The sequence below is a fragment of the Nocardia stercoris genome, from assembly GCF_003696265.1.
In the GTDB taxonomy this organism is placed as follows: Bacteria; Actinomycetota; Actinomycetes; order Mycobacteriales; family Mycobacteriaceae; genus Nocardia; species Nocardia stercoris.
In genome coordinates this window covers 283,796-309,963 of the sequence record NZ_RFFH01000004.1, presented here as the reverse complement: position 1 = coordinate 309,963, position 26,168 = coordinate 283,796, and the positions used below count along the sequence as shown (strand labels likewise).

The following is a 26,168-nucleotide window of genomic DNA, read 5'->3' as shown; positions in this document are numbered from 1 at the left end:
TTCCTCGTTGCTAGGGTTTTGCCACATTGGCTGACCGAGCGAGGCGGAGGGCGCCGTGGGAGCTGGATTTCGCGCCGTACTGATCGGACACAATGCGCTGGTCGTGGATTGTGCCCGACTGCTCGTCGAACGCGGACACGAGGTCGTCCGAGTGCTTTCCGGACAGCCCGAAGTCCGCCGCTCCGCCCGCGCCGCCGGCCTGCCCACCGCCGATTTCGGTGCCGACTGGATGGACCTGCTCGCCACCGACCGGTTCGACCACCTGTTCGGCGCGGCCGACCTGCGCATGCTGCCGCAGGCGGCGCTCGCCCTGGTTCCCGGTATCGCGGTCACCTTCCAGACCCACTCCGCGACCTGGGCGCTCCTCGACCGCGCCCGCACCCACAACGTGTGCTGGCACGTGCTGACCGCGCGGGCCGACGCCGGCGAGGTCCTGGCCGAGCGCACGATCGAGATCGCCGACACCGAGACCAGCCGCTCGCTGCGCGCGAAATGCCAACGGGCCGGGCTGGAGTCGTTCACCGATCTGGTCGGCGACCTGGAAGCGGGCCGGTTGCGCCCGATCCCGCGGGTACCGGCCGAGCACGGCCGCCGTGCCCGCTCCGACCGGCCGCCGCTCGCGCTCGCGCTGCGCTGGACAGAGACCGCCGAGGACCTCGATGCCCTGGTCCGCGCCACCCGGTTCGGTGCCGAGAACAACGAATTCGGTACCGCCAAACTGGTATTCGACGGCGCCTGGCTGGCGGTCACCGGCAGCGGGCTGGGCCCGCTGTCGACCGCCGCCCCCGGCACCGTGGTCGCGCTGTCCGACACCGGTCTGACGGTGGCCACCTGCACCCGCGACCTGGTGCTGACCGGCCTCACCACGCTCACCGGGGAACCCGTCACCCGGCACGAACTACGCGTCCGCACCGGCATGGTGCTGCCGACGCCGAGCCCGCGCGAGGCCGCGGTCGCCACCACTGCCTACCGGGAATCGGTGTCGCACGAACGGTATTGGGTGAAGCGGCTGTCCGAACTGCGCCCGCTGCGACTACCGGCCGCGGGCGGCCGCCCCGGCGACCGGGCGCCGGGCGCGCGCCGCCGGGTCCTGACCGCCGAACTCATGGACCGGCTGCCCGACGGCCCGCTCGGCCTGCTGGGCGCGCTGGTCGACTTCCTGTCCCGCGCCGGCGGATACCGGGACACCGATATCGGCGTCCGCTTCGCGGTACCCGACCCGATTCTGCGCCGCATATTCGCTTCGGTTGCGCCACTGCGTATCTCGACGATCAACGGCAGTTTCGACGAGGTCTGTGCCCGGGTCTGCGACCGGCTCAAGGCCGCCCAGGTACACGGGGTGCCGGCGCTGGACCTGCCCTGCCGCTACGCCGAGGTCCCGGAGTGGACGCTGCCCGTGGTGGTGGAGATCGTGCCGGACCTCTCGGTTCCGCCCCACCTCGACGACGGGGAGACCCTGCTGATGCGGGTCGGCGCGGCCGGCACCGTCTGCGACTGGACCTGGGACCAGGTCGCGGGCGCCGACCTGCTCGACCGCTTCGAGTCCTATCTGGCGGCCCTGAGTGCCGGACCGGACGCCGCCACCCGCCCCGACAGTGTGCTGCGCGGACCGACCGTCGAGCCCGGGCCGCCGGTCCCGGATCTGGTGTCCGCGTGGGCCGATCACGATCCCGCGGCCCCGGCGGTGGAGTACGGCAACCAGACGCTCACCTACGGCGAACTGGATTCCCGGGTCACCGCGCTCACCGCGCGGCTCGCCGCCCGGGGCGCCGGGCCGGGCGCGCCGATCGGTGTCTACCTACCCCGCTCACCCGATCTGGTGGTGGCGCTGCTGGCGGTATTGCGCAGCGGCGCAACGGTTGCCGCGCTCGACCCGCGCCTGTCCCCGGCACAGATCGGTGACATGGTCGATCGCGGCCGGGTCGGGCTGGTGGTGACCGACCGCTGCCTCGGCACCGGCCTGCGCACCCGCACCCGCACCGATCTGCTGTTGATCGACCACGACAGCGACGCGGTCAGCCCGCCCGGCTGGGCGGTACCGGGCGCCGTCGCCTCGCTCGCCGCCACCGCCGACGGCCGGCCCGGCCTGGTCTGCATCCGGCACGAGAGCCTGTCCAATCTGCTCGCCGCGCTCGCCGCGGTGCCGGGCTGCCGGCCCGGCGACCGGGTGCTGGCGGTGACGCCCATCGGCTTCCACATCGCCGCCGCGGAGATCTTCCTGCCGTTGACCACCGGCGCGACCGTGATCATCGCCGCCGACGCGGAACTCGACGCGCCGATCGAGCTGGCCCGCCTGATCGAGCGCACCCGCCCGACCCTGGTGCAGGCGGTACCCACCACGTGGCGGCGGCTGATCGCGTCCGGCTGGTGCGGCTACCGGCGGGCCCGGGTGTGCAGCGGCGGTGAGCCGCTGCCCGCCGATCTGGCCGAGGCGCTGGTGGACCGGGTCGCGGCGGTGTGGCATGTGTACGGGCACAGCGAGACCACGGTCTGGTCGACGATCGCGCGGATCGCGCGGGACCGGACGGTCACCATCGGTACCCCGCTGGCCAACACCGTCTGCCGGGTCCTCGACGAACGGTTGCGGACGGTTCCGGTGGGTGTCACCGGCGAGCTGTACATCGGGGGCCTCGGTGTCGCCGACGGTTATCACCGCGCCCGGGCGCGGACCGCGGCCCGGTTCGTCGCCGACCCGGGTGGTTGCGGTGAAAGACTGTTCCGCACCGGCGATCTGGCGCGCATGCTGCCCGACGGCCAGATCGAGCAGCTGGGCCGCGCCGACCAGCAGTTCACGCTGCACGGTTATCGCATCGAACCGGGCGAGATCGAGGCCCGGCTGCGCGCGCACCCCGCGGTGATCGATGCGGTGGTCGTGCCGGTCACCGCGCCCGGACCGCAGCTGGTGGCGTACCTGCAACCGGCGGCCGGGGCCACCACGCCGTCGCCGGACCAGCTGCGGGCGCACCTGCGCGTGGCGCTGCCCGAGTACCTGATTCCAGCGGTGTTCCGCTGGATCCACGCGCTGCCGTTGACGGCACACGGTGCGGTCGACCGGGCCGGCTTGAGCGCGCACCCCGGTGTCGCCGCTACCGCGTCCCCGATCGGCGCCGGCCGGTACCTCGGGCGCCGGACCGCGGGAGAGCGCGGTGCCTGCACGCTCGCCGCGCCACCGGGTGGCACCGCCGCGGCCGTGGGCGGCACACCGAGCACGGTCGCGAAAGCCGCGGGCGATGTCGTCACCGAGGCAGGCGGTGTCGCGCCGGCGGCGGGCGAAACCCTGGCTGCGGCAGGACCGGTCGCATCGGCGGCGGGCGCGGGTGCCGCAGCGGCGGGGTCCGCAGTCGGCAGCGGCGTCGTCGGGACCACCCCGAGCGCGGGCATTCCATTGGCCGGCGGGGTTCCGTCGACGGCGAGTGGGCTCGTGTCCTCGGCGGACGGGCCGCTCGAATCGTTCGACGGGATCGGTGCGGCGACCACCGGCCGCGGCCCGGAAGACGATCTCGGGGTGCCGGAGGATCCTGCCCGGGACGCGCTCCTCGACCTCGCCGTGCTGCCGCAGCTGGCGCGGACCCGGCCCCGCCAGGTCCTGCTGACCGGTGCGACGGGCTTCCTCGGCGCCTACCTGTTGCGCGAACTGCTCCGCACCACCGACGCCACCGTGCACTGCCTGGTCCGGGCGCAGGACCCGATCACCGCCGGTGAGCGGATCCGAGCGTCGTTGCAGCACTACCGAATCTGGGAGCCGAGCTTCGCCTGGCGGATCACGCCCGTACCCGGCGACCTCACCGCGCCTATGCTCGGACTCGACCGCGCCGGTTTCTACACGCTGGCCGGTACCGTCGACTCGATTTATCACGTCGGGGCGGCGGTCGATGCCGCGCTGCCCTATCACGCGGTGCGCGCCGCGAACGTGGACGGCACCCGGGAGTTGTTGCGGCTGGCCGCACACGGCTCGCCCACCCCCTTCCACTACATCTCCAGCGCGACGGTGTTCCCGGCCCCGAAGGACCGGATCGTCCCCGACGAGGACACCACCACCGGCCCGGTCGGCGCCCTGGCCACCGGGTACGCGCAATCGAAATGGGTTGCCGAGCAACTGGTTCTGCAGGCCGGACGGCACGGCCTGCCGGTCGCCGTGCTGCGGCCGCCGCGACTGTTCGGCGACCAGCACACCGGTGCCTGCCGCACCGACGACCTGCTGTGGCGGGTGGTACAGGGCTGCGTGCGCGCCGGCGCCGTACCGGGCGACGTGCGGGCCGGGTACGACGTCCTGCCGGTCGACTACGCAGCCACCGCGATCGTGGCCCTCACCGCCACCCCCGGCACCCACGAGGGCCCGGTCTATCACCTGACCGGCGCGGAACGGCTCCCCTTCGCCAGCGTCGCCGCCGCCCTCACCGACGTCGGCTACCGCCTCGAATCGCTGCCGCTACCGGTCTGGCTCGAGCGGATCCGCGCCGACCCGGCCAACCCGGCGGCCCCGATCGCCGAGGAGTTCCGCGACCGCATGACCGGCAGCGACCGCGTCCTCGACGACACCCGCACCCGCACCACCCTGTACCACAGCGGCCTCACCCCGCCACCGGTCACACCGCAACGCCTCGCCGCCTCCATCGCCTACCTGATCGCCAACGGCCGCCTCCCGGTCCCGCTCGCCGTCTGACCCCACCGGTAAGCGGTTGGCGTTCTGATCGAACGTCGAGCGAATCAGTCTGAGCTGGTCTAAATTTCACAATCGGGCCCTGTGTCCGATGGGGGACACAGGGCCCATCCCGGGCCGGCTGCCGCAGGCCGTTCCGCACCCGTTGTGACCTGCGGATTTCATGTTCTTCCGCGGATGCGCTAATGTTTCCTCTCGCCGCCGAACGACGGCGAATGCGGATGTAGCGCAGCTGGTAGCGCATCACCTTGCCAAGGTGAGGGTCGCGGGTTCGAATCCCGTCATCCGCTCCACCCCCCGGAATTCCGGGATTCACCTCGACGCCGATCGGTTCTTCCGGTCGGCGTTCGTCGTTTCCGGGGCGGCGACACGCACGGTCGGGGCGGGATGACCTCTATCCTGGCAACCAGGTGCTGGTGGGACGAGGAGCGGGCATGGCGCACAGGACCGCGATCATCGGGGTGGCGCGCGGGGCGGGGCTGGTCGCCCGGTACGGCGATGTGGTCGTGTATCTGCCGCGCGACAGCGAGTCCACCGACCGGATCCTCGGTGCGGCCGAGGCGGCGTCGGCCGCCGCCGATCCGGGTGCCACGCTCGTGTCCCGGCTGCTCGCGGCGGTGTTCGGCGGCAGTTCCGAGTCGGTCGTCTTCGGTGCCCTGGCCCCGACTCAGGGCGGCGTCCTGGTGCTGTTGCGCGGCGCGGTCGCCGCCACCGTCACCGGCGCGGCGGGCACCCGCCGCCTGTCCGGCACTCGGGCCATGACTTGGCTCGACGAGATCATTCGGGATCCGGTGCGGCACATCATGCTCAGCGACGACGCCACCGAAACCGTCACCGCCGTACCGCATTCCGACCTGCGCGCCGGCGTGGTCCCGGGCGGCGGCCTGATCCTGCAGAACCCGATCCGGACCGACCGAGATGCCCAGCGTGAGCCAGTGAAAAGCGAAGGCGCCGAGCCGGATCGGACCGCCCGCGCCCGGCCCGCCGCTCTCCGCGAGACCGCCGAGCGCCCACCGGCCCAGCCCACCGACCGCAGACCGTCCCCGACTGCCGGTGCGCAGCGCCCGGGCCCGCCATCCGCCGGACCGCGAGGTGACAGCCGGACCGGTGCCCGGCCCGCGGCGCCCAGTGGCTCGTCAGCGGCATCGGACACGCCGCCCGATCCGGACGAAACCCCGAATCCCCCGGACGAACTCGAGGCAGCAGCACCCGCGGAGGTCGGTGACACCACCAGGGTCGGCGCCCCGCACGGCACCCTAACGGGCGCCGACGGATCCAGCTACCCCCTGGACCGTCCGTACGTGATCGGCCGCGACCCGCTGACCGACGAGGCGGTCCGCCGGGCGCAAGCGTCCCCGATCGTCCTGGCGCACCGGCAGATCTCCCGGATCCACGCCCGGATCGCCGTCGAGCACGGCGTCGTGACCGTGCAGGACGCGGGCACACCGGGCGGCACGTTCATCGCCGCGCCGGGCGCCGAGGACTGGACCCGGCTGGGCGACGGCCCGGCGGAACTACCGCCGGAATGGAGTCTGCGGATCGCCGACCGCGTGCTCACCCATCTGCGCGACTGAGTTATGTTGCCGCAGTAGCCAACCCGGACCAGTCTCCCGCACGCAGGGCCGGCAGCAGCGCCGGCGCCACCACGGTCTCGGTCCGCACGGCCTGCAGTGCGGCAGCGTGGTCGGCGGGATGGTGCCCCAGCACCGTCGCACCGACCGCCCGCCCGCGTGAGATCACCAGCCGCCGGTAGGAGAATGCGGCACCGTGATCGACGACGATCTCCTCGTCACCCGGGCCCGGCTGCACGGTTCCGATCGAGAACAGTTCCAGCCCCACACCTTTGAGGATCGCCGCCGGATTCTCCACCGGCAGGGTCTCGTCGCCGCCGAGGGCGTTGACGGCCGCGATCCGCGCCTGATCGGCCGCGATCGGCCACAGTCCCAGCACCCGGCCGGCGTGCTCGGCGACATCACCGGCCGCGTAGACGCCCGGGATCGCGGTCGCCATCCGGTCGTCGACCAGGATGCCCTTGCCGACGGGGATCCCCGCCCGTCGCGCCAGATCGGCCCGCGGCCGGATTCCGATGGCGGCCAGGAAGATATCGGTCCCGAGGCGGCGGCCGTCGCGCAGCTCCACCGCCCGGACCGCGGGATCGCCCAGCACACTGCGGGTTTCGGCACCGATCAGGACCTCGATGCCGTGGGCACGGAAGTGCGCGTGCACCAGCTCGGAGGCGCGCGGGTCGAGTTGTTTGGACAGCAAGCGTTTTCCGCGTTCCAGGACGGTCACCGCGAGCCCCAGCTGCCGTAGCGCGTACGCCGCTTCCAGCCCGAGCAACCCACCGCCGGCCACCACTGCCCGCCCGCACCGGTGCTGTTGCACGTAGGCGCGCAGGGCCATCGCGTCGTGGGCTTCGCGCAGCACGAAGGTTCCGGGACAACCGAATCCGTCGACCTCGGGCCGGGTGCTGTCGGCGCCCGTGGCCACGATCAACCGGTCGTAGGGCAACACGTCGCCGGTGCCCAGGTGCACGCGGCGGCCGACCGGGTCGATACCGGTGGCCAGGGTGTTGAGCCAGGTGGTGACCTGATGTTCGTCGTACCAGGTCGCGGGCAGCAGCGACAGGCCCTGCATCGCCGACCGGCCGTAGACCAGGCGGGAGATGCCCATGCGGTTGTAGAAGTCGTGCGGTTCCCGCCCGACCAGATGGATCTCGCAGTCGGGGTGCCCGCGGCGCACGAAGTCCGCGGCGGTGACACCCGCGATTCCGTTGCCCAGCACCACGACACTGACGATCGACCGGTCGGCCCGGCCGCGGGCGGTGGTCACCTCGCGGCCCGGCTCGGGTGTGAGCCCGACGGTGACCGTGCCGCGTTCGATCCGCGCGCAGCACGCCATCCGGGTGTTGTCGGCGAACCCGAGCCGCTGCAGGGTGTTCTTCTCGTCCGCGCCGATCGCGGTCAGGCACGGCATACCCTCCAGCACCGCAACGGGATCCGCGCCGCAGACCCCCATCCGGCAGCCCGCCTCGACGGGCTGCCCGGCCTGTTCGGCGACGTCGAGCAGGCTCATCCCCACATCGGCCGCGACCCGGGATCCGCCGGGCTGGAACACCACCGACAGCCCGGGTTCGGCCGCGGGTGTGCTGCGCACACGCGGGAAGGGCAGTACCACCGGCGCGGTCCGGGTCCCGCTGGCGTGCGCGTGCTGCAGTTCCACGACCCGGGTCCGCGCCAACCACACCAGGGTGGCCAGCAGCACGAAAACGCTGATCGGCCACCGCAACCAGGGCGCGCCGACGCCGGTCACGGTGGCGAACGACTTGGCCAGGGTGACTCCGGCGAACCAGTAGAAGATGTTCAGCGCCATCGCGGCATACCCGGAGGTGAGCAGCGAGGCGCTGATCGCGGTCATCGCCTCCACCGCGAAGAACAGCCCGACCGCGGTGAGCATGATCAGCGCGAGCACCGCATAGCGTTGCGGCAGTGCGGTTCCCGTCTGCCCGGTCAGCGTGAAGAACCCGAGCACGAACCCGGGAAGCGCGGCCACGAACAGTTTTCGCGGCGCACTCCAGCCTCGATCGGTGTCGGTGAGGTCGAGCTGATACGCCGACCGCGGCCGGAAGTCGAAGCAGTTCTTGGCACATCCCACACAGGGCTGACAGTGGTTGTTGGCGACGGTGACGAACGGCGTCTGCCCGTAGGCGCGCTGCAGCGGGAACAGCGGGCACACCGTCGAGCACCAGCCGCTCTTGCCCTTGTAGACGAAGCCGCCGGTGAACGCGGCGGTGGCCACCCCGGCCAGCGCCACACCGGCGGCCGGCCCGACCCGGTCCAGCCCGGCCAGCCGGGCGCCCGCGATCCCGAAGAACAGTGTGATGGCCACGAGATACCCACGGCTGTACAGCCATTCGGGCGGATTCTTGGCCAGGGTGAATCCGAACAGTCGCGGCACCTGGTTGGTCGCCGCGAGCGGACAGATGTTGCGCCACAAGCCAGGTGCGATGAGGAACAGCCCGGGCAGCAGCGGGACGACGATGCCGAAGAACACGAACAGCCCACCGGCGGGCCGCACGAACAGCGCCACCACCACCGCGAGATAGGCCACGACACTGACGAGCCGGGCAATCTGCCACAGCCGCAAGGGAATTCGCGACGGCAGGTCAGTGAAGGACGGGAACAGGTTCCGGGTCCCGGTCGGGTCGATACCGAGGACCCGCTCCGCGGTCGTCAGCCATACCGGCCGAACCGGCGCGGGGCCCGGTGGCGGTGGCGCGGCGGCCGACGCCGGGGCGAGTGTGGTGCCACCCAGGTCGCCGTCGGGTTCCACCGTCGGAACATGCAGGATCACGATTTCGGTGCCCCCGAAACGCACCACGTCCCCCGCTGCCAGCGTCGCCCGCCCGGTCAGCGGCACACCGTTCACGGTGGTCCCGTTGCGGCTGCCCAGGTCCACCACCGACAGCGCGATCGGGCTGGGTACCAGCCGCAGATGCCGGCGCGACACCCGGTCGTCGGCCACCACCAGGCCGTCCCCGCCCCGGCCCACTTCGAGTGGCCGTTCCAGCACTATGCGCCGCGGTGCCATCCCGTGCCCGCGAACCTCGATCAACGGCAGCCCGCCCACGGCCTCTCCCCTCCACGGCCCGGTCCGGTGCCGGGAATCACTGTCGATTGTCCGGCAGTGAATCGCGCGCGGGACCGAGTTCGTATCGCGCGCAGGGAGTTCGTGGCGCGGTCATCGCCGGTTCAGCAGCTGCTGGGTGCGGGGATCCCGGCGAAGCGGTCGGCCAGGTAATCCAGAGCCTCTGTTTCGCGCAGCATGCTCTCCGAGACGTGTTCCGCCTCCGGGTCGCGGTCGATCAGGACGGTTCCGCCTGCGGCACACCAGTTCCGGGTGAGGGTGTCGTCCTGGCCGACGGGCACGACCTCGTCGGGAATCGCGTGATAGTCGTAGACCGGCGCGGCGGGTGCGGTGGCGCCCATGGTGCTCTGCGCGAGGACGGCGGCCACGTCCGGCGCGGTGAGCGGATCACCCGCTGCGGCGTCCCGCTTGACGCTCCGGAAAGCGAACTGGGCGATGAGATCCCGCGCGCACCGGTTGCGCGAGTTCTCCAGATCGGCGGTGCCCTGCGCGTTGAGCAGCTCCGGGATACCGGCTTCGGGGTACTCGTCGGAGACTCCGGACAGGGCCGCGAACACCAGGCCGGCGAACGGTCCGCCGTCCAGGTATTCGGCGGTGGCCTGCGGGTCGGCCGGCATGCCGCCGACCGCGACGCCGGCGAAGGTGATGTCGGGTGCGTAGCCGGGCTGCGCCTGTGCCGCCCAGCCGGCGGCACCGGCGCCACCGGAATAGCCTTCGAGCGCCCACGGATTGTCGGCGCCGATGTCGTCGATGCCGGCGTTGCGCACGGCGCGGATCCCGTCGAGTACCGCGTGCGCGGACTGCGCGCCGACCATGAACAGCGAACGCGGCCCTTCGAAGTCGGGCATGGCGACGGCCCAGTTCCGGTCGAGTACGTGCTGCACGAACCGGTGGCTGAGGAAGTCGTTGCCGGTGGCGGTCGCGACCGAGGGCGCGCATTGGGCGCCGGAGGAGTCCTCGGCCTGTTCCAGTGACACCACGGGCCGCGCGCCGGGCCCGGTCCAGGGCGAATCGGGGACCAGCAGGGTGGTCACGGTCATCTCCGGCCGGTCGCGCTCGTCGGCGGTGCGGTAGGAGATCTGCCAGACGTCGGCGCCGGGGTAGGCGGGCAGGTTCAGCTGCTGGGTCGCGACCACGGCACCGGGCCGTAGGTCCGCGATGTCGGCCGGTGCGGTGTGGAACTCGTCGAGTGGGACGGCGGGTGCGGCGGTGGCGGTGACGGCCGGGCCGGCGACCAGGACGGCGGCCAGGGCCGAGGCCGCGCCGATCCGGATGCGGGTGTTCGAGATTCGCAACGCTGTCTCCAGGTCTGGGCATGACAGGCGTCACGCAAGGTCTGATCGCAAGCTTGGCGGTCGTTTCGAGGGTTGTCAATAGAGGGCATGCGTACTCTATGTTTGCCGCACGCTAGGGTCGTAGCGTGACCGGTGCCAACAAGCCACGGCGGACCCAACGGGAGCGCAAGGAATCGACGATGGCCCGCATCGTCGACGCGACCATCGAGTCCATCACCGAAGTCGGCTACGGCCGCACCACGATTCGCGAGATCTGCCGCCGCGCCGAGGTATCGCAGGGCGCGCTGCTGCGCCACTTCCCGACCCGGCACGACGTCATCATCGCCGCGGCCGAGGAGGTCTCGCACCGGCACGCGCAAGGGTTCGCCGCCAAGCTGGCGGCGGTACCCGCGGGCGCCGATCCGATCGCCGCCGCCCTGGTCGCCGTGCGCGAGGGCACCCGCGGCCCGCTCAACACCGTCTGGCACGAACTGGTCGTCGCCGCCCGCACCACTCCCGAACTCGCCGACAAACTGCGCCCGCTCATGCGCCACGCCTACGAGCTCACCGGCGAGCTGGCGGCCACCGTACCCGGCTACGAGGCCCTCCCGCCGGAGGTCCGGCAGACGCTGGTCACCAGCGTGGTGCACCTGTTCAACGGCGAGGCGCTCAGCCGGGCGATCTATCCGATGCCCGAGATCGAAGAACAGCGCCTGCGGTTGCTGACCGGCATGCTCGGGGCGATCACCGGCAAGCCCGCGTCCTGAGCTTACCGGCTTCGCGCCGAACAGCCCTGTTGCGCAAGGTGATTCCGCGACGACCAACGGCGATCCGGCACACCTCGCGATCAGCGCGCCGCCGTGGCACTGCGCCGTCGCGACACCGCGTCCACCGATGCCGCCAACAGCAACACCAAGCCCGTCACGATCGACACCACCGCCGCCGGCTGCCGCAGCAGCCCTAGACCGTTGGACACCACCGCCAGCACCGCGCCCCCGATCACCGCGTCCGACACCCGCCCGCGCCCGCCGAACAACGACGTACCACCGATCACCGCGGCACCCACCGCGAACAACAGCGTGTTGAGCCCACCGGCCTGCGGATCCACCGACCCGACCTTCGAGGAGTAGATGATCGCGCCGACCGCCGCGGTGGCCGAGCAGATGATGAAAACGCTTGCCCGCAACCGGGTCACGTCGATCCCGGCCCGGCGCGCCGCCTCGGCGTTGCCGCCGATCGCGTACAGGTGCCGGCCGTACGCGGTCCGGTCCAGCACATAGGACCCGATCACCAGCAGCACCAGCACGATCGGCACCACATAGGGCACCCCCGCGATCCGGATCATCGGGCTCGGTGAACGATTCACCGTCAGCAACGCGGTCGCCACCCCGGCCAGGACCAGCACCGCACCGGCCCGGACCAGCACCAGCGCGGTCGGCGTGGTCACCAATCCCTGTGCCCGCCTGCGGAAGTGACCGCCCACGGTGAGCACCGCCCAGCCGCCGCCGGCCACCACGTACAGCACCCAGCTCCACAGCACCGGCAGGTTGCCGTTGGCCACCTGGTCGAGCACATGCGAGGAACTGATCCCGAGCACCCCGCCGTCGCCGATCAGCTGCAGGATCGCACCCTGCCAGGTGAGGAACAGCGCCAAAGTGACCACGAAGGACGGCATTCCGATCCGGGCGATGAGGAAGCCGGTGATGCAGCCGATCGCGGTGCCGACGCAGACCGCGAGCAGCATCTCGATCCACGGGTCCGCGTGGAACCCGATCAGCGTGATCGCCAGCCCCAGCAGCGAGACCGCGGTACCCGCCCACAGCCGCAGCAGCGCGGCCAGCACAGCCGCGAGCACCAGCAGGGCCACGAAGACGAAGAAGACCGTGTGCCCCATGCCCGACACCAGGTTTCCGTTGTCGACGTAGTGCATCGCGAGCACCGCCCCGGCCACCCCGGACGCGGTACCCGCCGACAGGTCGATCTCGCCGAGCAGCAGGACATACACGATGCCCATCGCGATGACGGTCTGGCCCGCCCCCTGCGCCAGCAGATTCGCGATGTTGTTCAGCGACAGGAACACATCCGACAGCGCCGAGAACAACACGACCAGCACCACCAGGCCCAACAGCGCCGGTAGCGAACCGATTTCGCCGGCACGCAGCCCGGCCACATAACCGCGGATCGCCTCGCCGACCGTCACCGGTGTCGTGTCGATCCCGAAATCCGCTATCGCCGAGGGTTCCCGGTCGTGTTCGCGAGCCTCCACAGCCGAAATCTCCGACATCATTTGCCCTTCCGTCGCCCGGCAGCGCTCGGCATCCGAATCACCTTCGGGCACCTGGCAATTACTGCGTGTCTCGCATCCGAGAACTGGTCACCCGTCGGGACGGCCACCACCCGCCACAGGTCGACGATCGGCACGCCGCCGTCTCGCGGACGGCGAAGCCCGTCGCTGTCCTCGGCGACCCGTCCGCGGGCAGTTCTGCTCACAACGCCGCCGTTTCCGGCCGAGCCAGGCCCAGTTCCCCCGACCGCCCGGTGGTGATCAGCTCCACCACCTGATTGCGGGTCACGTCCGCGGTACGTACCTCGGCCGCCGTGCGGCCCAGGTAGAGCACGGTGATCCGGTCCGCGACCTCGAAGATGTCGGCCAGGTTGTGGCTGATCAGCACCACCGCGAGCCCCTGTTCGGCGAGCCGCCGCACCAGGTCGAGCACCTGCCGGGTCTGCGCCACGCCGAGCGCCGCGGTCGGCTCGTCGAGCAGCACCAGCGCGCTGTTCCACAGCACCGCCTTGGCGATCGCCACGGTCTGCCGCTGCCCGCCCGACAGCGCCGACACGGGGGTGCGCACCGATTTCACGGTGCGCACCGAGAGCGCGGCCAGGGTGTCGCGGGCGGCCTGTTCCATCCCGGCTTCGTCGAGCAGCCACGGCTTCCCGCGTTCGCGTCCGAGGAACATGTTCTGCACGATGTCGAGGTTGTCGGCCAGCGCGAGGTCCTGGTAGACCACCTCGATGCCCAGTGCCGCAGCGTCTTTCGTGCCGCGCAAGCGGACCGGCTCACCTCGGACCGCGATGGTGCCGGAGTCGGCCGGGTGCACGCCGGCGATGCATTTCACCAGGGTGGACTTGCCGGCGCCGTTGTCGCCGACCAGCGCCGTGACCTCACCGGCCCGGCCGGTGAACTCCACGTCGTGCAGGACGTGCACGGCACCGAAGCTCTTGTTGAGCCCGGTGATCCGCAGCAGCGGCGCGCTCACGGTCAGGAGATCCCGAGCGGGCCGCAGGCCGCGGCGACATCCCCGGAGCAGAGGTCGGACGCCTTGACGTAGCCGCCGTCGACGACCTGCTTCACCTCCGCCTTGGTGACGGTTTTCGGTTCCAGCAGAATCGATTTCACGTCCCGGTTGCCCTTGGGGTCGTGGCTGGTGCCGGTGGCCGCGGCGTCGGCGGCGGCCTTGTCCCCCTTGGCCAGGGCGGCGGCGAGGTTCGCGGCGGCGGCCGCCTCCTCCTGGATCGGCTTGAACACCGTCATGTACTGGTCGCCACGCAGGATGGCCTTGAGACCGTCTGCGGTGGCGTCCTGGCCGGTGACCGGCACCTTTCCGTTCAGCCCGTTCTTCTTCAGCACGGTGATCACCGCGCCGGCCAGCCCGTCGTTGGCGGCGACGACCCCGTCGACCTTGCCGCCGTTGCCGGTGAGCAGCTGTTCGAAGACCTGGCCGCCCTTCTGGTTCTCCCAGCCGTCGATCGGCTGCGAGTGCACGAGTTTCAGCGCGCCGGAGTCGTAGAGCGGTTGCAACGCCTGATGCTGACCCTGCGTGAACAGGGTGGCGTTGTTGTCGGTGGGCGCGCCCTCGATCTCGATCACCTGGGCACCCGGTTTGTCGTGCAGCGCGGTGGCCAGCGCGGTGCCTTGCAGCGCACCGACTTTCACATTGTCGAAGGAGACGTAGTAGTCGGAGGAGCCGCCGAGGGAGAGCCGGTCGTAGTCGATGGTCGGGATACCGGCCGCGTGTGCCTTCCTGGCGACCGCGGCACCGACCTCGCTGTTGATGGCGGCGATGACGAGCACTTTGACCCGCTGCGCGATCATGCCGTCGGCGAGCGAGCTGAACTTCTGCACATCGCCCTGGGCGTTCTCGATGTCGGCGTCGAATCCCTGTGCGGCGAAGGCCTTCTGCAGCATCGGGCGGTCGAAGCCTTCCCAGCGGGCGGAGGTGGCGGTCTCGGGGAGGATCACCCCCACAGTGGGGCTGCCGCCGGCGTTGTTGGTGCTGCTGGAGTCGGATCCGCAGCCGGACACGGCGACCAGGGCGATCGAGACAGCCACGGCGCCCAGGAGTTTCGTCCTCATCATGGGTCCCGATTGTCCAACTGATTCGCTTCCGCTACTGCGAGTTCGACGATCTCGTCATCAACCCGAATCACACCGCGCCCCGCGGCCGATCCGCGATCACCCACCCCCGAATTCTTCCCGACACTGCGTCGGTATCATACCGACATAGTGTCAGCAAAGCGCCATCGGTGCAGGTAGAGGAGTTTCCATGTTTCTAGCCCGGCGCGAACTGTGGTTCGCGCGCTCCAGATTCGGGTTGATGGGCGGCGTCGTAGCCCTGATCGCCGTCCTGATCGTCATGCTGTGCGGACTCTCCTCCGGCCTGGTCCAGGACGGCGTCTCCGGCCTGAAGGCCATGCCGGTGGACGCCTTCGCCTTCGCCGCGGGCACCAAGACCGAATCCGCCTTCACCCGCAGCACAGTCGAACTGCGCCAAGTGGATTCGTGGCGGGCCCGGCCGGACGTCGCCGAGGCCGAACCCTTCGGCAACACCCTGGTCAACGCGCACACCGACCACGGCACACCGGTGGACCTGGCCCTGTTCGGGGTCCGGCCGGGCTCGTTCCTCGCCCCGCAGCCGGCCGACGGCACCGCCCTGGACGCGCCGGACGGCATCGTGGTGAGCAGCACCGCCGCCGGCCACGGCATCCGGCTCGGCGACACCGTCACCGTCGACCGGTTGGGGACCACCCTGCGCGTCGTCGGAATCACCGGGGACCAGCGCACCTTCGGCCACGTCGACGTGGCCTACGTCCCGCTCCCGCGCTGGCAGGAGATCCACGCCGGACTGGCGCCGGGCGAACGAGCCGAACCCGAGATCTACCAGCAGGCCTCGGCGATCGCCCTGCGCGGCCGTGGCGGAATCGACCTCGGCGCAGGCGATCTCGCGGCCGACACGTCCACGATGACGCGCGAGGCCTCGTTCGCCGCCTCCCCCGGCTATTCGGCCGAGATGTCGACCATGTCGCTGATCAAGGTGTTCCTGTACGCCATCTCGGCGCTCGTGGTCGGCGCGTTCTTCATGGTCTGGACGGTGCAGCGCGGTCACGAACTGGCGGTGCTGCGCGCGATGGGCATTCCCACCGGCTACCTGCTGCGCGACGCGGTGGCCCAAGCGGCCGCGATCCTGGTGGGCGCCACCGCACTCGGCGTCGCGGCCGCGGTCGGGGGCGCGCACTTCATCTCCGGCATGCCGTTCGCGCTCGAACCCGCCGCCGTCGCGACCGGTGCGGTGCTGCTGGTGGTGATGGGCCTGCTCGGTGCGGTCCTGACCACGCTCGGCATCACCCGCGTCGACCCACTCACCGCCCTGGGAGCCCACCGATGACCGCCACGACCCGCGAAACCACCGCCACCGGAATCGAACTGCGCGGAGTCTCACTGCGCTTCGGTTCCGGCGACGCCGCGGTGACCGCCCTCGACGACGTCTCGCTGACGGTTCGCCCCGGCGAGTTGACCGCGATCGTCGGTCCGTCCGGCTCCGGCAAATCGAGCCTGCTGGCCGTCGCGGGCGCCCTCACCGTCCCGGACACTGGCACGGTCGTGGTGAACGGCACCGATCCGGCGCGGCTGTCGCGGCGGGCGCGAGCCCGATTCCGCCTGGCGCACATCGGTTTCGTGTTCCAGACCGGGAATCTGCTGCCCGCGCTGACCGCGGTCGACCAGCTGCGGCTGGTCGGCCGGTTCACCCGCCGGCACCCGGACGGGCCACGCGACCCGCGCGAACTGCTCGCCGAGGTCGGCATGGACGCGAAGGCGGGCCGCCGGCCGCACGAACTGTCCGGCGGGGAGCGGCAGCGGGTGGGCATCGCCCGCGCCCTGGCGGGCCGCCCGTCGGTGCTGCTGGTCGACGAGCCCACCGCGGCGCTGGACCGGGCGCGCAGCCACGAGGTGATCGAACTGCTGGCGCGCGAGACCCGGTCCGCGCGGGTGGCCACCGTCATGGTGACCCACGATCACGAGATCCTGCGGCACTGCGACCGGGTGCTCACCATGGTGGATGGAAGACTGTCGGAGTAGTCCGAGTCTTCCAGGAGGGGTCCGTGCCGAGGATCAGCGCCGCAACGGTGGCCGAGCATCGCGCCGCGCAGCATCGCGCGCTGCTCGACGCCGCCCGCGACCTCCTCGCCGCGGACCCCACCCACCTGCCCAGCCTGGCCGAGGTCGGCGCGTTGGCCGGTCTGGCCCGGCCCAGCGTCTACCAGTACTTCCGCTCCCGCGACGAACTGCTCATCGCGGTGCTGGCCGATGCCTTCCCGCGCTGGTCGGACCGGGTCACCGCGGCCATGGACCGCGAGCCCGACCCGGTCGGCCGGGTCCTGGCCTACGTCACCGCCAACCTCGAGCTGGTCGCGGCGGGCGAGCACGCCATGGCCCGCACCCTCACCGCCGCCATCGAGTCGGATCAGTCCGCGCGCAGCCGCACCCTGCACGACCAGTTGCGGTTGCCGCTGGTGGCGGCGCTGACCGCGTGCGGCGCGCCCGATCCGGCCGCCACCGCGGAGCTGGTGGACGGAATCGTGCACGCCGCGACCCGCATGGTGGAGAACGGCGCTGATCCGGCGCGGGTGACCGAGCGCGCCGCGGAACTGGTGTCACCGTTCCTGCTCAGTTTGCCGGGTTCGGACAGCGGGTCCTGAGCACGGTCCCTTCTGCCGCGACGGAGTCTTGTGGCGGCCGCATACAGTCACCCGGGCGCTCGATCCGCCCGGAGGCAGCGAATCTTGTTGCGCGCCAGCATGTTCCGGCTGAGTGGCACGAGCAACCGCCGCGTGCTGCGGCGTCGGCGATCCGCCTCTTACGCCGCCGACGCGCCGATCCCCCGCGACTCGCGGGACACCGGCCCCCGAGTGGTGAGATAGCCCGCATGACCACTGCCGCTGATCTCGCCCTGGCCCGGCTCGCGGCCGGGGCGCTGTTCGTTCGAGACGAGTCGGTTCTGCTGGTGCACAAGACCTACGGCAACGGCTGGGACCTGCCCGGCGGGTACGTCGAGCCCGGGGAGTCGCCCGCCGCGGCGTGCCGACGCGAGGTGTTCGAGGAACTCGGCATCGCCGCGCTCCCGCACCGGCTGCTCGTCACCGACTGGGCGGTCGTCCCCGAAGAGGGCGACAAGGTGCTGTACGTCTTCGATTGCGGCCGGCTCGACGACACCGCCGCCATCGTGCTGCAGACCACCGAACTCGACGACTGGCGCTGGGTTCCGGTGGATGCCGTGCACGAGCTGACTATTCCCCGTCTGGCACAACGCATCCGGCGTGCCTACACCGCCTGGCAGGCGGGCCTGACGGTGTATCTGGAGCAGGGTGTGCCGGCGCCCGAACGCCGGCACACCGACGACTTCTAGAGCGTTCCGTCCTCGAGGTCACGGGCCAGGGCGCTCTGGTACGCCAGGTGCGAGGACACACCGTTCTGCACGGTGTAGTCGATCAGCGCCGCCGGCGCCACGAAGGTCAGGTGCTCGACCACATCGGTCACACCGTCCTGTTCGGCGAACGTCACGGTCTGGTGGGTGATGACGCCCGGCGCGTCCCAGGTGTCGCTGGTGTACCAGTGGCCGTCGGCGTGCACCCGCTGCTGCGCGACGGTCCGCCCCGGGATCAGCGCCGGACCGGCCGGAATGTCCTCGAGCGCAATGAATTCCGACACCTCGGCACCGTCCTCGAGGTAGTGCCGCCGCGGCAGCACCCCGTGCAGGAACGGATGCCGGCCGAAACCGTTGTAGACGTCGGAGTACGCCGGGAAGACCCGGTCCAGCGGCGCGCCGATGGTGATCGGCAGGTCGACGGTCACCGAGACCAGTTCCGGACCGGCCGCGTCCTCCTCGGCCTCGTAGGCCGCCCAGGACGCGTCCCACTCCGCGTCGATGCCGGTGCCACCGGCGATCGACGACGGATCGGCGCGGGCGAAACCCATTCCGCCCAAGACGATCCCGGTGGCCACGACGCAGGTCGCGAGACGTTTCGTTTCTCCGCTCACGACTCGCCGGCTGCCGGCCGGCGCGGGTCGTTCCTGCACCCCGTGTCCTCTCCAACCCCTCGACACCGTTGCCCTGACGGGACAACCGGGAAAATCGTACGCCTGACAGGTGATTCGCGACCTAGTACGTATGTAAACGTGATCTTGCAACGCCGCGGGCGAACACACAACCACAACACTTCGGTTGCGGTGCGGTACGGCAGGCTCCATTCCCTTGTGAACTGGATCACCCGATCGTACGGTGATTCGATTGTGCGCGGCGACCCGAAGATGTACCTCCGTTTAGCCGAGGCCGGGTTTCGCAGACAGTGGCGCTACCGAGTGGCGATGTATGCCGGAATGGTGACCAATATCGTCTTCGGCCTGGTGAGAGCCTCGGTGATGGTCGCCGCTGTGCGCGCCACCACCACCTTCGGCGGCTACAACGGCACCTCGATCGGCGCCTACGTCTGGTTGTCGCAGGGACTGCTCGGCGCGCTCGGCGTCATGGGCCCGCCGCTGGACATCGTGGACCGGATCAAGAACGGGGACGTCGCGGTCGACTTCCTGCGCCCGGTCGATCTCCAATTCTTCTACCTGAGTACGGATTTCGGCCGCGCCTGCTGCACGTTGCTGTTGCGCGGCATCCCCAGCGCCGCGGCCGGACTGGTCACCCTGCAGCTGGTGCTGCCGCACGGTCCGGCGCCGTACCTGCTGGGCACGGTGAGTGTCGCACTGGCCGTGACGATTTCGATCCTGTTGCTGTTCGCGGTCGGCCTGAGCGGATTCTGGCTGATCGAGACCCGCGGCATCCGGCTGCTGTACCAGATCGTGGCGACCTTCCTGGCGGGATTGTTCGTGCCGGTCCACCTGTTCCCGTCCTGGCTGCACACCGCCGCCATGCTCACCCCGTTCCCGTCGCTGCTGCAAGGCCCGATCGACATCCTGTCGGGGCGCGCGACCGGCGGTGTGGCCCTGGCGATTCTGGCCCAGCAGGTGGTGTGGGCGGTGCTGGCGCTCGCGCTGGGCCGGGTGCTGTTGCGGGCCGGCCGGCGCAAACTGGAGGTGCAGGGTGGGTGACGCGACGACCGCTCCCGCGACCTCCGGCGGACCCCTGCGCCCCTACCTGGCGGTACTGCGCTCCCGCGTCCGTTCCCAGCAGGCCTACCCGCTCTCCTTCGCCGCGGACCTGTTGTCCTCCTTGCTGATCGGGCTGGTGGAGTTCGCCGAGGTCTGGGTGATCTACGACAACGTGCCCGTGCTCGGCGGGCTGAATCTGCGCGGCATGCTGCTGCTGTTCGGACTCAGCAGCCTCGCCTTCGCGGTCGCCCAGATCATGGTGGGCCACACCGATACCCTGCCCACCTACATCCGGCTGGGCACCCTCGACGCCTTCCATCTGCGGCCGCAACCTCTCCTGCTGCAACTGATCACCAGCGATATCTCGCTGCGGCGGCTGGCCCGCGCGGCGGTGGCGCTGACCGTGCTAGTGATCGGGTTGTTCGCCAACCCGATCGCCTGGAGCCTGGCCACGGTGACCCTGCTGCTGGTGTCGATCGGATCCGGAATCGCCATCTTCGCTGGGCTTTTCGTCGTCGCGGCCGGGCTGCAGTTCTTCCTCGTCGACGGGTCGGAGCTGACGAACAGCTTCACCTACGGCGGGAATTTCGCCTCCCAGCAGCCGACTTCGGTATTCGGCAACCCGCTGAAACTGCTGTTCGGCTTCGCCGTACCGGTGGCATTCGTGGCCTATCTGCCGACCATCGCGCTCCTGGGCCGCCCCGGAACCGCCTGGTTACCGGCAAACCTGGCCTGGGCGTCGCCGGTGGCGGCATTGTGGGTGTGGGGACTCGCGCTGGGCTGTTGGCAGATCGGCGTGCGGCACTATCAGGGAGGTGGCGGATGAGACCGATCATCGAATTGCGGGATCTGACCAGGCAATTCGTTATTCATCGGAAGCAGGAGGGGCGTCGGCGGCAGATCCGGGAGGTACTCACGGCGGTCGACCGGATGAGCTTCCGGGTCGAAGCCGGTGCGGCCGTGGGCTATATCGGCGCCAACGGTGCCGGCAAATCGACCACCATCAAGATGCTCACCGGAATTCTCGTGCCCAGCGCCGGAACCGTGCGCACCTGCGGGCTGGAACCGGTACGGCAGCGCCGTGAACTGGCCGGCCGGGTCGGGGTGGTGTTCGGTCAGCGTTCGCAGCTGTGGTGGGATCTGCCGCTGCGGGAATCGTTCTCGATTCTGGCCGCGATCCACCGGCTCGACCCGGAGGCCGCGAGCAAGCGCAGCCATGAGCTGGTCGAGCAGCTGAACATGGCCGGTACCTTGGACATTCCGGTCCGGCAGCTGTCGCTGGGGCAGCGGATGCGGGCCGAAATCGCTGCCGCCCTGTTGCATTCGCCGCAACTGCTGATCTTGGACGAACCCACGATCGGCCTGGATGTGCTGTCCAAGCAGCGGTTACGCGAGTTCCTCAGCTACGAGCGGATCGAGCGCGGCACCACGCTGCTGCTCACCACGCACGACATGGGCGATATCGAGCGCCTCTGCGAACGGGTGCTGGTGGTGGACCGGGGGCGGCTGGCCTATGACGGCTCACTGGCCGGCTTGGCCGCGACCGTCGGCGTCCAGCGCGTACTGGTGGTTGAATTGGCCTCTCCCGCACCGGATCTGGTCGACCTGCCGGGCGCGCGGCTGGTGTCCAGCGAGGGCGGCGGGATCCGGCAGCGGCTGGCGTTCGACGCCGAGACGACCACCGCCGCGCAGCTGCTCACCGCGGTGTCGGCGCGGGTCGAGGTGCGGGACCTGGCGATCGAGGAACCCCACATCGAGGACGTGGTCCGGCGGATCTACCTGGCCGAATCCGACCTCGGCACAACGGATTCCGACCCGCCGCAGAGCGGCTAGTCGCGCGGCTGGTCGGGCACCGTGCCCTGCGCCGAGTACAGGCTGATCCCGCCTTCACCGTCCAGGAACGCGTTGACGAGCATGATCCGCCCGCGCACCTCCTCCGGGGCGGGCGCGGTCGTGGTCACCGAAACCTGCGGGACCGCGGCCCAGTTCACGACGTAGCGCTCGGGCGGTCCGTCGGCGCCGGAGACGTGCGCGAGCCGGAACACCGACACCGTCTTGCGCTCGATCAACTGCCGGACGACCTCGGCGATTCGCTCGGGATCTTCCAGCGCGAACAGGAAGCCGAAGGTCAGCTCCGGCGAGGATACGTAGGCGGCCACAAATCAGCAGGCTAGCGCACCGCGGCGGCTGTGGACAGGCAAAATGGCGACCGGTTTGCCGGAATATCGCCGCCTCGGCCGTCGTCTGACAGCAAGGTCACCGGCTCGTCAAGGTATATAACGATTTTCCACTGCAAGGCCGCAGTAGGCAGACGATGGTTGCGCCGGGGACGACCGCGCGCTTTGCTGAATATGTCCCTCCTTTCGGACGGTCTGCTCCCGCATCGTCGCGGAATTTCCTGGTTTCACGCTGTGAGCGTCGGGGGTCGTGCTGTCCGTGACCGGGGGGCTGCGCCGGCGCCGAGGGGAAGCCCGACAGAACCTCCTCGGCCCTGGCGTATCCACTTGGCCCGCGCGATACGAGGTGGGGAACGCGATGGGAGATCTGCCTTCGGCGACGGCCCTGCTGCAGGCATTCCGAGAGCCGACAGGAGTCCGCCTGGAGCACAGCGTGCTGGGCGCTGCCCGTGACCTGGTCGAATGCCATGAGCGAAGCTACGGCACCCTGGGGACGGGCGGCGCGATCGACGCCGAACGAGCCGCGCTGATCGACCGCATCGACACCTGGGTGGCGCACCACGTCCAGCATCGCGGTGGCGCGTCCCTGCACACCGAGACCCTCGGCGCGGTGATCGACCGGATGGCGGCCAAATGGGTGACCGCTCAGCACGCGCTGGGCCTCACCGGGCCGGCCGATCCTTCCGGCACGCTGCCGCCCGCGGCGGACGCGCATCTGCACTGGGTGCGACTGGCCGAATTGGCCGACGGGTACCGCGATCTCGTCACCGACATCCTCGAACACCGTCGGCGACTACCGGTTTTCTGAGAGGTCGATGCCGAACTCCTTGCACCACTGGACATTCGGTCGCACGGCGGCGGGTCCGGATCGGCTGTCGGCCCCTTGTGACAGCATGCCCGGTATGACCGAAGCAGCTAACGAACTCGCGCCCCTCCAGCTGTTGGAGACCAGCCCCGGCAAGTACAGCCTGATTCTCGGCGACACCGCGATGGTTCGCCGCGCCGCGGTCTTCGAGAGCCACGGCCACGAAGGTGGCGGCTACGACTGGGACAGCGTCGCGCGCACCGTGGTGCGGCTCGAGATTCCGGCGGTCGGCGACCGGATCGGATTCGATCCCGAGGCCGGGATGTTCTGCGCGTACGGAACGGACGAAGAGGCGTTGCGGACGCTCGGGGCGAGGCTGGCCGAGGTGTTCCACGATCCGCAGCGGTTGGCGCAGTCGATCGCCGCGGTCCGGGACGAGGACTGGGACTGACCGGCCACCGTTGTGCCACTTGCTATTTCGCCGGAACGAGAAACGCCCGGCCGAAATCGGCCGGGCGTTCGCGATCGTCGTCCTAGCGGCCGCTGTCCTGTTCTTCGATGGTGACATCGATGAAGGGCTGCACGGCGTCGGCCGCGGGGTGCGGCTGCGGTTCGTCGATGAGCACATCGGGATGCGCACGGCCCTCGTCGACCCGCGCGGCGGCGGCCCGGTCGCGCTGGGCGGCGCGCGCCGCCTCCCGCATCTCGATCACGTCGGTGGCGAATTCACCGATCTCCTTCGCCACGTCGGCCACCACATTGGTGATCAGGGTGGCGATGGCGCCGACGCGCTTGGCCCCGGTGGAGGTCAACTCCTGGACGAGGTCCTTGTTGCTCTCGAACTTACCGACCATCTGCTATACGCCCGCTTCACTCGGTTTCGGTTCCCGCATGATGATGATACGCGGCTGCGACGACTTCCCGACGAGCCGATCGGGCAGCGACAGCTTGAAGATCTTCGCCCAGACCGAGCCGATCTGCTTGCTGAACCGGCCCTTGTTGTAGGGCAGGCCGTACTTGTTGCAGAGCGCCTCGATCTCGGGCGCGATCTCCGGGTACCGGTTGGCCGGCAGGTCCGGGAACAGGTGGTGCTCGATCTGATGCGACAGGTTGCCCGACATGATGTGGAACAGCGGCCCGCCGGTGATGTTGGCCGAACCCAGCATCTGCCGCACGTACCACTCGCCGCGGGTCTCGTTCTCGGTCTCCTCTTCGGTGAACGTCTGCACACCGGACGGGAAGTGCCCACAGAAGATGATGCTGAACGTCCACAGGTTGCGCACCAGGTTGGCGGCGGCGTTGGCGGCCAACGTGTGGAAGAACAGCGGGCCGGTGAGCAGCGGGAACATCACATAGTCCTTGAGGACCTGCTTGCTCGCCTTGCGGATCTGCCCCTTGGCCAGCGGCTTGATCTCCGCCCAGGTGCGCTTGCCCTGCACGATGTTGTCGGCTTCGAGGTCGTGCAGCATCACACCCCACTCGAAGAACACCATGAGCAGGAACGCGTAAAGCGGGTTACCCAGGTAGTACGGGTTCCACTTCTGGTCCTCGTCGATCCGCAGGATGCCGTAACCGATGTCGCGGTCCATGCCGTGGATGTTGGTGTAGGTGTGGTGCATGTAGTTGTGCGAGTGCTTCCACTGGTCCGCCGGGCAGACGGTGTCCCACTCGAAGACCTTGGAGTTCAGGCCGGGCTCGCGCATCCAGTCGTACTGGCCGTGCATGACGTTGTGCCCGATCTCCATGTTGTCCAGGATCTTGGACACACCGAGCGCGGCGACGCCGGCCAGCCAGAACGGCGGCAGGAAGCCGAGATACAGCAGGCCGCGGCCCGCGATCTCGAAACCGCGCTGGGCCTTGATGATCTTGTAGATGTATTCCCGGTCGCGCTGGCCGAGATCGGCGACGACGCGGGCGCGGATCGCGTCGAGTTCGCGGCCGATCTCCTCGACCTGCTCCGGGCTCAGGACGAGCGGGCCGTCCTTGGTCTCACCGAGAATCGCCATGGTTCTTCCCCTTTCGAACACGTGCTGTATTGGATCGGCCTTCGCCGGACGGCTTCCGTGGTTACGACTTCGCTGCCGCCTCCAGCCGCTGACCGACGAAGGCGGGTAATCAGATGTCGATGTCCACGTCGCCGACAGCGGCGTTCACGCAGATCTGGATGGGCTGGTCGGGCTCGCTGTCGAGCTCGCCGGTGCGCAGGTTGCGGGTGCAGCCGGACTTGCGAACCGCGGTGCAGGAGAAGCAGATCCCCATCCGGCAGCCGAATTCCGGGGTGAGGCCGGCGGCCTCGGCCTGCTCCAGCAGCGAGGTGCCGGTGTTGTCGGTGGTGGTGCCGCTACCGGAGAAGGTCGTGGCGCCCGACACCTCGGACGGGTCGACCTCGACGGTCTGCACCGTGAATTCTTCGGTGTGCACCCGTTCACCGAGTCCCTCGGCGGTGAAGACGTCCCGCACCCCGTCCATGAGCGGCGCCGGGCCGCAGACGAAGGCGTGCGCGGTGGCGAACCACGGTGCGACCTGGGTCAGCGTCTCGTAGCCGAAGAACCCCGACGGGCCCTCGGTCACCGTGCCCGGAGCACCCTGCGCCGGACCGCCACCGCGGCCCGGCGCCGGATAGCGCACCTCGATCCGGAAGTTCGGGTGCCGCCGCGCGATCCCCTCCAGATCCGTGCGGTGAGTCACCTCCCCCGGGCTCATCGCGTAGTGCAGGAACACGACCTGACCAGCGAAGTTCTCATCCGACAGGGTGCGCAGCATGGACAGCACGGGCGTGATGCCGCTGCCGCCGCTGATCAGCAGCAGCCGGTCGGGGCGCTGCGCGGGCAGGTGGAAGACACCGGCGGCGGGCGCCAGATCCACGACCAGACCGGGCGCGGCGTGCTCGACCAGATAGCGCGAGACCAGGCCGTGCGGGTGCGCCTTGACGGTCAGCTCCAGCTCACGGCCGGTGGTGTGCTGCGAATGGGTCGGCGAGTAGCACCGGGTGTGCCGCACGCCGTCGACGACGACACCGATCTGCACGTACTGACCGGCCAGGTGGCCGCCCCAGGCGCGGTTGGCCCGCAGCCCGATGGTCACCGAGCCCTCGGCCGAGCGGTCCACCCGGATCACCTCGGCGCGCAGGTCACGCACGGTCAGGTTCGGCCGCACGAGTTCCAGGTACCGATCCAGCGGGTGCGGCGTGGTCAGCGTCTGAACCAGGTCGAGCAATCCCACCATTACG

General features: G+C 70.2%; 22 protein-coding genes and 1 tRNA gene. 13 read left to right on the top strand and 10 right to left on the bottom strand.

Annotation, left to right across the window (positions count from 1 at the left end):
* Positions 1–55 precede the first annotated feature (55 nt).
* The 3 genes from EBN03_RS12385 (at position 56) to EBN03_RS12375 (ending at position 6,234) form a co-directional block, all read left to right on the top strand.
* Positions 56–4,663 (top strand): thioester reductase domain-containing protein, encoded by a 4,608-nt coding sequence (locus tag EBN03_RS12385; protein WP_147471559.1) that lies wholly within the window; start codon positions 56–58, stop codon positions 4,661–4,663.
* A gap of 214 nt (positions 4,664–4,877) precedes the next feature.
* Positions 4,878–4,953, top strand: a tRNA-Gly gene (locus tag EBN03_RS12380).
* A 141-nt stretch (positions 4,954–5,094) separates the two neighbouring features.
* Entirely contained in the window at positions 5,095–6,234 is a 1,140-nt protein-coding gene (locus EBN03_RS12375) for an FHA domain-containing protein (protein ID WP_122188130.1), read from the top strand.
* Position 6,235: 1 nt separating this feature from the next.
* Here EBN03_RS12375 and EBN03_RS12370 read toward each other — a convergent pair whose 3' ends face one another.
* Both EBN03_RS12370 and EBN03_RS12365 read right to left on the bottom strand, forming a co-directional pair.
* Positions 6,236–9,250, bottom strand: coding sequence for an FAD-dependent oxidoreductase (locus tag EBN03_RS12370; RefSeq protein ID WP_199742749.1), 3,015 nt, complete (start codon positions 9,248–9,250; stop codon positions 6,236–6,238).
* A gap of 161 nt (positions 9,251–9,411) precedes the next feature.
* The gene (locus EBN03_RS12365; protein ID WP_122188128.1) at positions 9,412–10,602 is read right to left on the bottom strand and encodes a lipase family protein; all 1,191 of its coding nucleotides are present in this window, start codon (positions 10,600–10,602) and stop codon (positions 9,412–9,414) included.
* 125 nt (positions 10,603–10,727) lie between these two features.
* Between EBN03_RS12365 and EBN03_RS12360 the strand changes: the two genes are divergently transcribed.
* Positions 10,728–11,348, top strand: a complete 621-nt coding sequence (locus EBN03_RS12360; protein ID WP_147471558.1) for a TetR/AcrR family transcriptional regulator — start codon at positions 10,728–10,730, stop codon at positions 11,346–11,348.
* 80 nt (positions 11,349–11,428) lie between these two features.
* Here the strand turns inward: EBN03_RS12360 and EBN03_RS12355 are convergent, their stop codons facing one another.
* From EBN03_RS12355 to EBN03_RS12345, 3 genes are all read right to left on the bottom strand, one after another.
* The gene (locus EBN03_RS12355; protein WP_199742748.1) at positions 11,429–12,868 is read right to left on the bottom strand and encodes a sugar ABC transporter permease; all 1,440 of its coding nucleotides are present in this window, start codon (positions 12,866–12,868) and stop codon (positions 11,429–11,431) included.
* Positions 12,869–13,067: 199 nt separating this feature from the next.
* Complete coding sequence (locus EBN03_RS12350; RefSeq protein WP_122188126.1) at positions 13,068–13,841, bottom strand: ATP-binding cassette domain-containing protein; 774 nt, start codon at positions 13,839–13,841, stop codon at positions 13,068–13,070.
* A 2-nt stretch (positions 13,842–13,843) separates the two neighbouring features.
* Positions 13,844–14,941, bottom strand: coding sequence for a sugar ABC transporter substrate-binding protein (locus EBN03_RS12345; protein ID WP_233608333.1), 1,098 nt, complete (start codon positions 14,939–14,941; stop codon positions 13,844–13,846).
* Positions 14,942–15,128: 187 nt separating this feature from the next.
* On the opposite strand from EBN03_RS12345, the gene EBN03_RS12340 reads away from it, so the two are divergent.
* From EBN03_RS12340 to EBN03_RS12325, 4 genes are all read left to right on the top strand, one after another.
* A complete protein-coding gene (locus tag EBN03_RS12340) occupies positions 15,129–16,247 on the top strand; it encodes an ABC transporter permease (RefSeq protein WP_122188125.1) in 1,119 nt (372 codons plus the stop codon).
* On the top strand, positions 16,244–16,939 hold the full coding sequence (locus EBN03_RS12335; RefSeq protein ID WP_122188124.1) for an ABC transporter ATP-binding protein: 696 nt from the start codon (positions 16,244–16,246) through the stop codon (positions 16,937–16,939). Before EBN03_RS12340 ends, EBN03_RS12335 begins: the two co-directional genes overlap by 4 nt.
* Positions 16,940–16,962: 23 nt before the next feature.
* A complete protein-coding gene (locus EBN03_RS12330) occupies positions 16,963–17,559 on the top strand; it encodes a TetR/AcrR family transcriptional regulator (RefSeq protein ID WP_122188123.1) in 597 nt (198 codons plus the stop codon).
* A gap of 227 nt (positions 17,560–17,786) precedes the next feature.
* Positions 17,787–18,266, top strand: a complete 480-nt coding sequence (locus EBN03_RS12325) for an NUDIX domain-containing protein (RefSeq protein ID WP_122188122.1) — start codon at positions 17,787–17,789, stop codon at positions 18,264–18,266.
* Here EBN03_RS12325 and EBN03_RS12320 read toward each other — a convergent pair.
* Positions 18,263–18,898, bottom strand: coding sequence for a hypothetical protein (locus tag EBN03_RS12320; RefSeq protein ID WP_122188383.1), 636 nt, complete (start codon positions 18,896–18,898; stop codon positions 18,263–18,265). The two genes, EBN03_RS12325 and EBN03_RS12320, sit on opposite strands and share 4 nt — an antisense overlap.
* Before the next feature lie 327 nt (positions 18,899–19,225).
* Between EBN03_RS12320 and EBN03_RS12315 the strand changes: the two genes are divergently transcribed.
* From EBN03_RS12315 to EBN03_RS12305, 3 genes are read left to right on the top strand one after another with little or no spacing between them, the layout of a single operon-like run.
* Positions 19,226–19,957 carry an ABC transporter permease gene (locus EBN03_RS12315; RefSeq protein ID WP_122188382.1) on the top strand — a complete coding sequence of 244 codons (732 nt, stop codon included), beginning with the start codon at positions 19,226–19,228 and terminating at the stop codon, positions 19,955–19,957.
* Complete coding sequence (locus EBN03_RS12310) at positions 19,950–20,783, top strand: ABC transporter permease (protein WP_233608332.1); 834 nt, start codon at positions 19,950–19,952, stop codon at positions 20,781–20,783. Before EBN03_RS12315 ends, EBN03_RS12310 begins: the two co-directional genes overlap by 8 nt.
* On the top strand, positions 20,780–21,790 hold the full coding sequence (locus EBN03_RS12305; RefSeq protein WP_122188121.1) for an ABC transporter ATP-binding protein: 1,011 nt from the start codon (positions 20,780–20,782) through the stop codon (positions 21,788–21,790). Before EBN03_RS12310 ends, EBN03_RS12305 begins: the two co-directional genes overlap by 4 nt.
* On the opposite strand, the gene EBN03_RS12300 is transcribed toward EBN03_RS12305, so the two are convergent.
* The gene (locus EBN03_RS12300; protein WP_122188120.1) at positions 21,787–22,116 is read right to left on the bottom strand and encodes a hypothetical protein; all 330 of its coding nucleotides are present in this window, start codon (positions 22,114–22,116) and stop codon (positions 21,787–21,789) included. The genes EBN03_RS12305 and EBN03_RS12300 overlap by 4 nt on opposite strands.
* A gap of 376 nt (positions 22,117–22,492) precedes the next feature.
* Between EBN03_RS12300 and EBN03_RS12295 the strand changes: the two genes are divergently transcribed.
* On the top strand, positions 22,493–22,942 hold the full coding sequence (locus EBN03_RS12295; protein WP_122188119.1) for a DUF4254 domain-containing protein: 450 nt from the start codon (positions 22,493–22,495) through the stop codon (positions 22,940–22,942).
* Positions 22,943–23,036: 94 nt separating this feature from the next.
* A complete protein-coding gene (locus tag EBN03_RS12290) occupies positions 23,037–23,390 on the top strand; it encodes an Imm51 family immunity protein (protein WP_122188380.1) in 354 nt (117 codons plus the stop codon).
* A gap of 82 nt (positions 23,391–23,472) precedes the next feature.
* Here the strand turns inward: EBN03_RS12290 and EBN03_RS12285 are convergent, their stop codons facing one another.
* From EBN03_RS12285 to EBN03_RS12275, 3 genes are all read right to left on the bottom strand, one after another.
* Positions 23,473–23,793: a hypothetical protein gene (locus EBN03_RS12285; RefSeq protein ID WP_122188118.1), complete on the bottom strand. Its 321-nt coding sequence runs from the start codon at positions 23,791–23,793 to the stop codon at positions 23,473–23,475.
* A gap of 3 nt (positions 23,794–23,796) precedes the next feature.
* Positions 23,797–24,945 carry a fatty acid desaturase family protein gene (locus EBN03_RS12280; protein ID WP_122188117.1) on the bottom strand — a complete coding sequence of 383 codons (1,149 nt, stop codon included), beginning with the start codon at positions 24,943–24,945 and terminating at the stop codon, positions 23,797–23,799.
* 109 nt (positions 24,946–25,054) lie between these two features.
* Positions 25,055–26,164, bottom strand: coding sequence for a ferredoxin reductase (locus tag EBN03_RS12275; protein ID WP_122188116.1), 1,110 nt, complete (start codon positions 26,162–26,164; stop codon positions 25,055–25,057).
* Positions 26,165–26,168 lie beyond the last annotated feature (4 nt).